We start from the raw sequence: 7797 nt of genomic DNA on the forward strand, positions 1-7797 counted from the left end.
GGCTGCCCTGGGGGCGTTCCCCTTCGCCTTCGTCGCGAGTGCGCCGCCTCTCTTCAACCAGCTCGCGAGCCCGCTGGTACGCGGATTCCAGTTCCTCCGGAGACAGATCGAAGCCCTCGGCCGCCGATGCGACCATTCCGGCCAAGGTCTCCAACTGTCGGTTTGACAGCGGTCCCGACGGGCCCGGCGCGTCTTCGCCCTCGCTGCGCAAGATCTCCCGGAGGATCTCGGCCGCCCCTGGGCGCCCGGCTTCGTCGAGTCGCTCGGGGGTTACTCCCACTGTGCGCGACATGTGCGCGATGGTTAGGTCTGGCCCCCAGGCCCGCTTTGGTGGTGACTTGCGCTCCCAGCCGCTCTCGATCTGGCGCCAGCGGCCGCCTCGGATCTGGATCGAAGTGGTCAGCTCGGCGGCTGCCTCTGGACTGAGTCCGCGGGCCTGTCGCGCGAGACGAATCAGCGCTCCCTCTGGAGACGGCTGCAACTCACTGGCAGGGTCCACGGCCCTTGACTCCAATCACTGTGAATCAGTGCTCTTCAGTGAACTTTAGCGAACGTCATTGCAGGTCACGCTAGGTTCGCAAACTGTCTCACGCTGGAGTTCTCTGGAGCAGTGACATGCAGTGGATTGCAGTGAGTATCAGCGTGCTCTAGTCTCGACCCATGACGTCCTCGCCAAATCAGGACCCCGCTCGCGTGCGCCGAAGGAGAGTGCGCGCAGGCCTCACACAAGGCGGCCTTGCAGCTCAGGCCGACATTTCGCAGTCGTACATGTCGATGCTGGAGGCCGGCGCCTGCAGCGCTTCTCCGCCAGTTCTGGCGCGTCTTGCCGCTGCACTTGGCTGCGAGATCGAAGAGCTGATGCCGGATGAGCCCAGCGCGGCAAAGGTCCCGGCGTGAGCCGCCCGGAGTGGCGCGAGCGCATTCGGCAGATGGTCGACGACTGGCCGCCGGTCACGCCTGAGACGTACGCCCAGCTCGCGCTCCTGCTGGCCCCGGCACCCGCCTCGGCTATGGCCCCGGTCGCCCTATCGCCTCGCGCCCGGCAGCAGCGGCACGACGCCCGCCCGATGGCCGCCTGACCAACGGTTCGGGGCCGCGCCCGGCTGGACCCGGATCGCGACCCCTCGGACCACCCACCCCTTCACCTACCTCACGGAGTGGATCGCCTTGACCGCATCATCCCAGACCCCGCCCGAGGCCCTGCCCCCGGAACTCAGCCCCGCGCAGCGGCTGCCGGAGCGCGTACCGATGTCGGGCGCGGCCCAGGCCGCCTTCGCCTCGTACGGCGCCGTCTTCCCGGTCCCGGCCGGCACCGCTCAGCAGGCCCCGATAGCCGAGACCGTACGGGCCGCCGCCGGCGTCCTCGAAGCGGCCATGACCAACGGCGCGCACACCCCGCAGGACCTCGCGCAGGCCGAGGCCGATGCCGGGATCCTCTTCGACCCGCAGAAGGCCGAGGACATCGCGACGGCGGCCGCCGAGCAGGCGCACGCCCAGGACCAGGCCGAGCTCGCCGAGCGCGGCCGCCAGGTCGCCGTGATGGCCGGCGCGCGGCGCAGGGTGGACGCGGTGGGTCGTCTGATCGAGGGCCGCCCTGGGTACCACCTGCTGCCCGTCGCCGAGATCGCAGCGGCCGCCGAGTACGCCGCCACCCCGTACGACGGCCTGCCCATGACGCTGACCTGGACCGGACGCGCCTCCGTCCCGGACGCGCACACCACTCACCGGCAGGTCGCCCTGGAGTGCGTGTCGTCGTACGGCGGCAGCGCGCACCTCCTCATCGAGGGCGACGCCCGGGCGACGCTCGGCGGCCTCCTGGACGAGGAGGCCCGCGACATCCACGCGCCATGCCAGACCGACGGGTGCGGCACCGTCGACGACTACGGCACCAGCGACCCGGCCCTGATGGGCTGGGCACGGCTGGAGGTCGCCGGCCTCGACGACGAGCCGCGCTGGTACTGCTCGCCGCAGTGCATCGCGGACGCCCTCGCCCGCGCGGGCGACGAGCTCGCCGCCGACGACCAGGCGGCCGCCGTCGACCCCGGCGAGCAGGCCCAGCCCGCGGCCGCCGCCGTCGACCAGGCGGCCGAGGACGTGCCCCGCTGTGTGCGGTGCGGCTGCACCGCGGCCGCGGCGTGCGAGGGTGGCTGCGGCTGGATCCCCAACCTGCAGCTCGTCGACCTGTGCTCCGCGTGCGCGACCCCGGAGGAGCTCGCGGCGGCCGGCTGGCGTGTGGTCGGGGGTGGCCAGTGATCACGGGCCTGAGCAGTTACCTGGGGTGGGAGGAGCCCCAGCACAAGAAGGGCTGCAAGCGGTCCGGTTGGGACGTCCACTACCGCACCGAGGACCACCAGTACCGCAGCACCGGCTACGGCGAGGAGCAGCCGCAGCACAAGTGCGCGGACGAGGACTGCGACCACGGCACCGGCTTCTCCCGGCTGATCGTGCGGCACGTCTGCAAGGGGTGCGGTGCCGCGCTGGTCATCTCCGCCGAGAAGACGCCCGAGACGCGCGTCGAGGAGACATCGACGCGAGTCCTCGGCTACGGGCTGCCGCCGCGTCAGGTCGCGGGACTGCTGCTGTGGCCCGCGCACCCGTGGCTGCGGATCGGGATGCTGGACGCCGAGGAGCCGCACGACTTCGTGGTCACCCGCCTGAAGGTGCGTGAGGTGACCCCGGAAACGGTTGTGGGCCAGCTCACCCTGGGGCGCGGCAAGTTGAACGGCCTCGTCTGGACCGCGCTCGCCGTGCCGAGCGCGGACGGCGGACGCTACGGACTGGGCCAGGTGCGGTTCGTGCACGCCAACGACGGCCGTGGCGGCGGTGGCAAGCCGCTGCGCACGGTGAACGCGGCCGCCCGCTGGATCGCTGCCCGGCTCGCCGAGCAGCCGGAAACGGCGGGCGCGGCATGACCGCCATCGAGGAGCAGCCGGCCGGCACCGCCCAGGAAGGCATCCCGGACAGCAGCGCGCTGACCGTGGACGACGCCACCCGGGCCACGCAGCCGCACCTGCCGTACGCCGACGCCGTCCACGCCGCGCTCGCCGAGATCGAGTTGCTGCCGGACCTGGTGGAGGTCGGCACCCGCCGGGAAGGCATGCACTCCGGTCGACTCCAGCCGCCCGAGCTGGTCGCCCGGCTGGAGTGGCTACCCGGGCACGACGACCTGGCCACGCTGGCCGTGCAGGTCGAGGGCCTGGTGGTCGAGTGGTCGCACCTGGGCGGCTGGGTCATCCGGTCCGGCAGTGACCTGGTGGTCCTCGACGTCGATGACCTGGCCGACCCGGCCACGGTCGCCGAGGCCGCGATGCACGCCGCGCTGTGCGGGCTGCGCTGCAGCTGCGAGCAGCCGCTGCCCGGCCGGTGGAAGCACGCCGTGTACCTGGACATCGCGCTGGTCGCCTACGACGAACGCGAGGGGGCCCGCGATGACACCTGAGGTGTTCCTGGCCCTGTGCGCGCTGGCCTCGGCCGGCCTGATCGTGGCGGCCCGGGTGCTCGGCGCTGTCGCCGACCGCCGCCGGCCGCCCGCGCGGATCGTGCAGCCGCCGCACCCCGAGGCCGCCCCGGAGGTCACCCACTGGGAGCCCGAGTGGGCGCTGATACGGGCCCGCCGCGTGCGCCGCATGCGCGGCCGTGCCCGTTTCTGCCTGGACAACCCCGCCGACCGTGCCGCCCGGTTCGCCGAGCGCGACCACCGCACCACCCCATGATCCCCCGGGCCGGGCGGGACATCGAGTTCCCCTGCTCTGCCTCGCCAGGCCCGGGCACTACACGAAGGAACGCATCATGCGCCGTACCGAGGCGTTGAAGATCATCACGCGGGTACTGAAGCAGCCTGTCGAGGACGTGCCCGCCGCCGACCTGATCTACGGCCGTGCGCTGGCCCACATCGAGAGCCCCGCCGCGAACGCCCCCGCGCCGTGGGCGATTCAGGTGGACGTCCTCGCACTGAAGATCGCCGCAGAGCTCCCGCTCACGGACGAGGCCGGCACGGCCGTGAGTCCGCTCGCCGAGGCTGAGGACGCCAAGCGGCGCCGCGACCTGGTGGGGGAGGTCGGCGCGCTGATGTCCGGCCACGCCCGGCTCACCTCCGCGGCCTGGTACCCCGCGCGCCCCGGCGACCTGGTCCACGTCCACTACGAGGCCGGCGGTATCTCGGATGCGTTCGGCGAGACCTACGCCATCGCGGCCGGACAGGGCGGCTTCCTGACCATGCAGCTGCTCGCCCACACCCTGCCGGAGACCGAGGACGCCGCCGGCCTGGTCGGCTGCTTCGCCGTCGAGGACGACCCCGACCCGCTGTCGGAGCTCTGGATGGAGGCCGGTCCGCACCGGCTGACGATCGTCCGCGACGGCCGCCCCGTCCACATCGGCGGTGGTCGGTGAGCCCGGCATCCGCACGCGCGCTGCGCCGCCGCCGGGTGGCCGAACTGAGGGCGGCCGAACCGAGCCTGAGTCTGCGGCAGATGGCCGACCGGCTGGGTATCTCGCGCGACACCGTGACCCGCGACCTGGAGGAGATCGACCGCGCGGCGGCCGATCCTGCGCCACCGGCCGAGCAGCCGGTTGGGCCGGTGGGCGAAACTGCGCCGCAGGCCAGCCATGCCGTCCCGGCCGTGGCCGACACGGATGGCGCTGTGGTGGCCGAGACTGCGCCACCGGCCGAACCGGTGGCCGAGGCCCGGCCGGCCGGGCTGCCGCAGCGGATGCCGCGGCGGCAGGTCCTGGCGCTCGACCTCGACCGGTGGCCGGCGCTGCGCCGCGGCCTGGCCGAGCTCGCGCCGACCGGCCTGAGCCCCGAGTCCCTCGTCAGTCAGGCGATCGTCGTCATGGCGTACGGGTTCCGGGAGGGCATCGCCAAGGGCCATCTGCAGCCTGATGAGCCGTTCATCGTCCGGGACATGGTCGTCGCACCGCCCGCGCCCGGCCGCGCCTTACCCCGCCGCCCCGTCCCGCCCGCGCCCGCCTCGGGCGCCTGAGACCGGTCCGGCCGCCCGGCCGCTCAGCCGTACCCCCTGGGGCGGTCGGACCACCCAATCGAACATCTGACCGAGGAGTGCCGTGTACCGGATCTGGTTCCTGTTGTCCGCCGTGCTGCTGCTCCTGGTGCTCGGCTGTGTCCCAGCCACCGGTGCGCATCCCGCGCCGAGCCCGGCACCGGCGCCGTCCATGCCCGCCGGGAACTGACCGGTGGCGGCCGACCGGTGCACGGCGGCCGCCGCCTGGCCGCCCGCCGCGGCGTACTTCGGCCTGGCCGTCGACCTCGGCGACTGGCACACCAAGCGCGGCATCTGGCTGCACCTGCCGCGCGCTGTCTGGACCTGCCGCGAGGGCTGCGAGGCCGTCGCGGTAGGCGCCGTCGACGTCGCCCACCTCACCGAGCACCTGGACCAGGCCTGCCCGCACGCGCCCGTCCCCGTCCACCCCATCCGCACCCACCGCAAGGGAGCCCCCAGATGACCCACCACGTCCCCCGTGTGACCCCGGCCGTGATGGCCAGCCGCACTCCCGCGCCGCGCCCCGCGGCCGCGCCGCGATTCGACCGGCACGCGTGGGAGGAAGCCCTCCTGGCCGCCGCCCTGCCCCACCACAACGCCCGGCTACTGGGCTGGTCACTGGCCCACCTCGCCCCGGCCTCGGGACAGTTCCACGCCGGTAACCAGAACGACGCCGGACACCTCGGCAGGGCCACGCGCATGACCGCCCTGCAGCTCCGGGCGGGCCTGAAGTCGCTGGAGAGGGCCGGACTGATCGTCCGCGCACGGGGGCCGGTGACCGGCCAGGAACACGCGCTGGCCCGGGCGTTCACGCTCACCCTGCCCTCGGCGGCCGCGCGGACCGAGCTCGCCCATACCGGCGAGGCCTGACGAGCGGCCAACTCCCGAGCGCCATCTACCCCGTTCCCGGATCCGGCGACGCCGCCGGCCACACGAGCTAGGACCACATGACCCTGCCCGAGGCCTCCGCCGAGCCCCGCCGCACCCGCGGCGGGGCCGGTGGTGCTGCCCCGGCGGACACGCCGTCCTGGCACCGGCAGAAGGTGAAGGTGCCCAAGCGCGTGTTCGCGGGCCGTTACTCGCCCGGCGCCGTCGCGTACTGGGCCCAGCTCGCCGCGCTCGGCCAGCGCCCGGACGGCTGCCGCGCCCACGTTGCGGTCCTCGCCGGATACATGGGCGACTCGAAGCGGACCGCGGAGCGCGTGCTGGCCGAGCTGGCCGCGCCCGGGCCGGACGGCGATCCCGAGCTGACCACCGTGCGCCGTACGGGATCCGACGGCGACGGCGAGACCGCCGAGCGCCGCGTCCGCGGTACGGCCCGGGGCGAGCACTTCGCCTACGTCCCGGTCCTGGCCGCCAAGCGGCTGAGGCGGCCGCTGTTCGTCCTGTACTGCTCTCTCGCCTACGCGACGGCCACCAAGACCCCGGTGACCGCGGCCGAGCTCGGCGAGCTCCTGGCCGTCACCGAGCGCAGCATCCGGCGGATGACCGACGAGCTCGAAGGCCTCGGCTGGATCACCGTCCACCGCCGCGCCGGCGCGCACGGCCGCCACCTCTACGACGTCCACGACCTCCCGCTCCAGCCGGTTGCCGCCGCCCCCGGGGGACCGGACACACATGGCGGATCGGGAGCGCACGGAGATGGCGGATCCCTCGCGATCAAGGAAGACACTGGACTGACAGACACGAGGAGCACCACGGCCGGTGGGGGTTTCCGCCGTAGGCGAGACGACCGTAAGTGCCCCCGCCCGGCTGCGGATACCGCGAGTAACCGGGCTGGGGGTAACTATCCGGTAGCTTCCGCCGTCCCGGCCTCCCTCCGAGGCCGTGTGCGCCCCGCTGCGCCCCCGGCGTACGCCGGACCCCAGCTCACCCTCAGCCCGGACGCCTGGGCCGTCGTGGGCCCCGTCCTGGACCCCGTGGCCGACCTCCTGCCACGCGTCTCGGCATTCGTGATGCGGCGCATCGTCCGCGAGATCCTCCGGCAGGTCCGGGACACCGGCTACCTCCCCGAGGACATCCGCGACCAGGTCGCCCGCATGCGCGGCTGGACCCCCGAGGAGAACCTGACCGACCCCGGCCGCTGGCTCCTCGGCGCCGTCCTGCCCCCCAGCTCCAAGTGCGGCCGCCCCGGCTGCCACTGGGGATTCCTTGCCCACACCGGCGCCCCCTGCAAGGCCTGCGCCGAGATCGACACCGCCGTCCAACGGCGCGGCCGCGACGCACACCCACCCCATCCCGCCCGGCCAGCCCGCCGCGCCGACCGCTGGCACGAATGCGGCGAATGCGGCCGGCCATCCCGCCAGCCCATCCCCGGCGGCCGCTGCCGCACCTGCGCCTGACCCGAAAGGACACCCGAACTGCCATGCCCTATCCGCCACCACGCCCGCCCGCCCCCAACGGCCCCGACGTCTGCCCCAGTTGCCTTGCCGAGGTCATCTGGTGCGTCACCGTCAACCAGCGCGCCCAGATGGTCGACGCCAAGCCCGACCCCAAGGGCAACAGCTGCGTACGCCGCGACCACACCGGCCGCTACCTCGTCCGCCAGCTCACCAAGGAGCGGCCCACCGTCGAGGGCGCCGAGGCCCTGCACATGCCGCACGTGGCCACCTGCACCGTCCCGGCCCCGCGCCGTACCGCGACACCGACCCGCATGTCCGCCGCCCGCGTCCGCCAGGGCGTACGGCCCACCAGGTGGCAGCGATGAAGATCCGCAACGACGTCGCCGACATGCTCCGCGCGGGCGCCACCCACCGCGAGATCTGCGCCCAGCTCCGCGTCTCCAACAACACTGTCA

At 73.6% G+C, this 7797-nt stretch carries 14 protein-coding genes; 13 read left to right on the top strand and 1 reads right to left on the bottom strand.

Annotated features, from left to right (window positions below):
• Nucleotides 1–292 (bottom strand): hypothetical protein (locus IEZ11_RS51770; RefSeq protein WP_229713985.1); only part of this gene is annotated, 292 nt, incomplete at its 3' end.
• Between the two features lie 368 nt (nt 293–660).
• Here IEZ11_RS51770 and IEZ11_RS49710 point away from each other — a divergent pair.
• The 13 genes from IEZ11_RS49710 (at nt 661) to IEZ11_RS49765 (ending at nt 7707) form a co-directional block, all read left to right on the top strand.
• Nucleotides 661–897: a helix-turn-helix domain-containing protein gene (locus tag IEZ11_RS49710; RefSeq protein ID WP_189269734.1), complete on the top strand. Its 237-nt coding sequence runs from the start codon at nt 661–663 to the stop codon at nt 895–897.
• Nucleotides 894–1079 (top strand): hypothetical protein, encoded by a 186-nt coding sequence (locus tag IEZ11_RS49715; protein WP_189269735.1) that lies wholly within the window; start codon nt 894–896, stop codon nt 1077–1079. Before IEZ11_RS49710 ends, IEZ11_RS49715 begins: the two co-directional genes overlap by 4 nt.
• 88 nt (nt 1080–1167) lie before the next feature.
• The gene (locus IEZ11_RS49720) at nt 1168–2253 is read left to right on the top strand and encodes a hypothetical protein (RefSeq protein ID WP_189269736.1); all 1086 of its coding nucleotides are present in this window, start codon (nt 1168–1170) and stop codon (nt 2251–2253) included.
• Nucleotides 2250–2912, top strand: coding sequence for a hypothetical protein (locus IEZ11_RS49725; RefSeq protein ID WP_189269737.1), 663 nt, complete (start codon nt 2250–2252; stop codon nt 2910–2912). Before IEZ11_RS49720 ends, IEZ11_RS49725 begins: the two co-directional genes overlap by 4 nt.
• Complete coding sequence (locus IEZ11_RS49730) at nt 2909–3439, top strand: hypothetical protein (RefSeq protein ID WP_189269738.1); 531 nt, start codon at nt 2909–2911, stop codon at nt 3437–3439. The genes IEZ11_RS49725 and IEZ11_RS49730 overlap by 4 nt, the downstream gene beginning before the upstream one ends.
• The gene (locus IEZ11_RS49735; RefSeq protein ID WP_189269739.1) at nt 3429–3713 is read left to right on the top strand and encodes a hypothetical protein; all 285 of its coding nucleotides are present in this window, start codon (nt 3429–3431) and stop codon (nt 3711–3713) included. Before IEZ11_RS49730 ends, IEZ11_RS49735 begins: the two co-directional genes overlap by 11 nt.
• 76 nt (nt 3714–3789) lie before the next feature.
• Nucleotides 3790–4389, top strand: coding sequence for a hypothetical protein (locus IEZ11_RS49740; RefSeq protein WP_189269740.1), 600 nt, complete (start codon nt 3790–3792; stop codon nt 4387–4389).
• Nucleotides 4390–4469: 80 nt separating this feature from the next.
• Entirely contained in the window at nt 4470–4982 is a 513-nt protein-coding gene (locus tag IEZ11_RS49745) for a hypothetical protein (RefSeq protein WP_229713986.1), read from the top strand.
• An 82-nt stretch (nt 4983–5064) separates the two neighbouring features.
• Nucleotides 5065–5190, top strand: coding sequence for a hypothetical protein (locus tag IEZ11_RS52160; RefSeq protein WP_268239980.1), 126 nt, complete (start codon nt 5065–5067; stop codon nt 5188–5190).
• A 3-nt stretch (nt 5191–5193) separates the two neighbouring features.
• Nucleotides 5194–5463, top strand: a complete 270-nt coding sequence (locus IEZ11_RS49750) for a hypothetical protein (RefSeq protein WP_189269742.1) — start codon at nt 5194–5196, stop codon at nt 5461–5463.
• Nucleotides 5460–5870: a hypothetical protein gene (locus IEZ11_RS49755; RefSeq protein WP_189269743.1), complete on the top strand. Its 411-nt coding sequence runs from the start codon at nt 5460–5462 to the stop codon at nt 5868–5870. Before IEZ11_RS49750 ends, IEZ11_RS49755 begins: the two co-directional genes overlap by 4 nt.
• A 77-nt stretch (nt 5871–5947) precedes the next feature.
• A complete protein-coding gene (locus IEZ11_RS49760; protein ID WP_189269744.1) occupies nt 5948–7342 on the top strand; it encodes a helix-turn-helix domain-containing protein in 1395 nt (464 codons plus the stop codon).
• Between the two features lie 23 nt (nt 7343–7365).
• Entirely contained in the window at nt 7366–7707 is a 342-nt protein-coding gene (locus IEZ11_RS49765) for a hypothetical protein (RefSeq protein ID WP_189269745.1), read from the top strand.
• Nucleotides 7708–7797 lie beyond the last annotated feature (90 nt).

This window comes from Streptomyces fuscichromogenes, assembly GCF_014645815.1.
GTDB lineage: Bacteria > Actinomycetota > Actinomycetes > Streptomycetales > Streptomycetaceae > Streptomyces > Streptomyces fuscichromogenes.

Coding starts and splice junctions, on each gene's coding strand:
- IEZ11_RS49710 (WP_189269734.1), top strand. CDS start 661: ATGACGTCCTCGCCAAATCAGGACCCCGCTCGCGTGCGCCGAAGGAGA.
- IEZ11_RS49730 (WP_189269738.1), top strand. CDS start 2,909: ATGACCGCCATCGAGGAGCAGCCGGCCGGCACCGCCCAGGAAGGCATC.
- IEZ11_RS49735 (WP_189269739.1), top strand. CDS start 3,429: ATGACACCTGAGGTGTTCCTGGCCCTGTGCGCGCTGGCCTCGGCCGGC.
- IEZ11_RS49740 (WP_189269740.1), top strand. CDS start 3,790: ATGCGCCGTACCGAGGCGTTGAAGATCATCACGCGGGTACTGAAGCAG.
- IEZ11_RS49745 (WP_229713986.1), top strand. CDS start 4,470: ATGGCCGACCGGCTGGGTATCTCGCGCGACACCGTGACCCGCGACCTG.
- IEZ11_RS49755 (WP_189269743.1), top strand. CDS start 5,460: ATGACCCACCACGTCCCCCGTGTGACCCCGGCCGTGATGGCCAGCCGC.
- IEZ11_RS49760 (WP_189269744.1), top strand. CDS start 5,948: ATGACCCTGCCCGAGGCCTCCGCCGAGCCCCGCCGCACCCGCGGCGGG.
- IEZ11_RS49765 (WP_189269745.1), top strand. CDS start 7,366: ATGCCCTATCCGCCACCACGCCCGCCCGCCCCCAACGGCCCCGACGTC.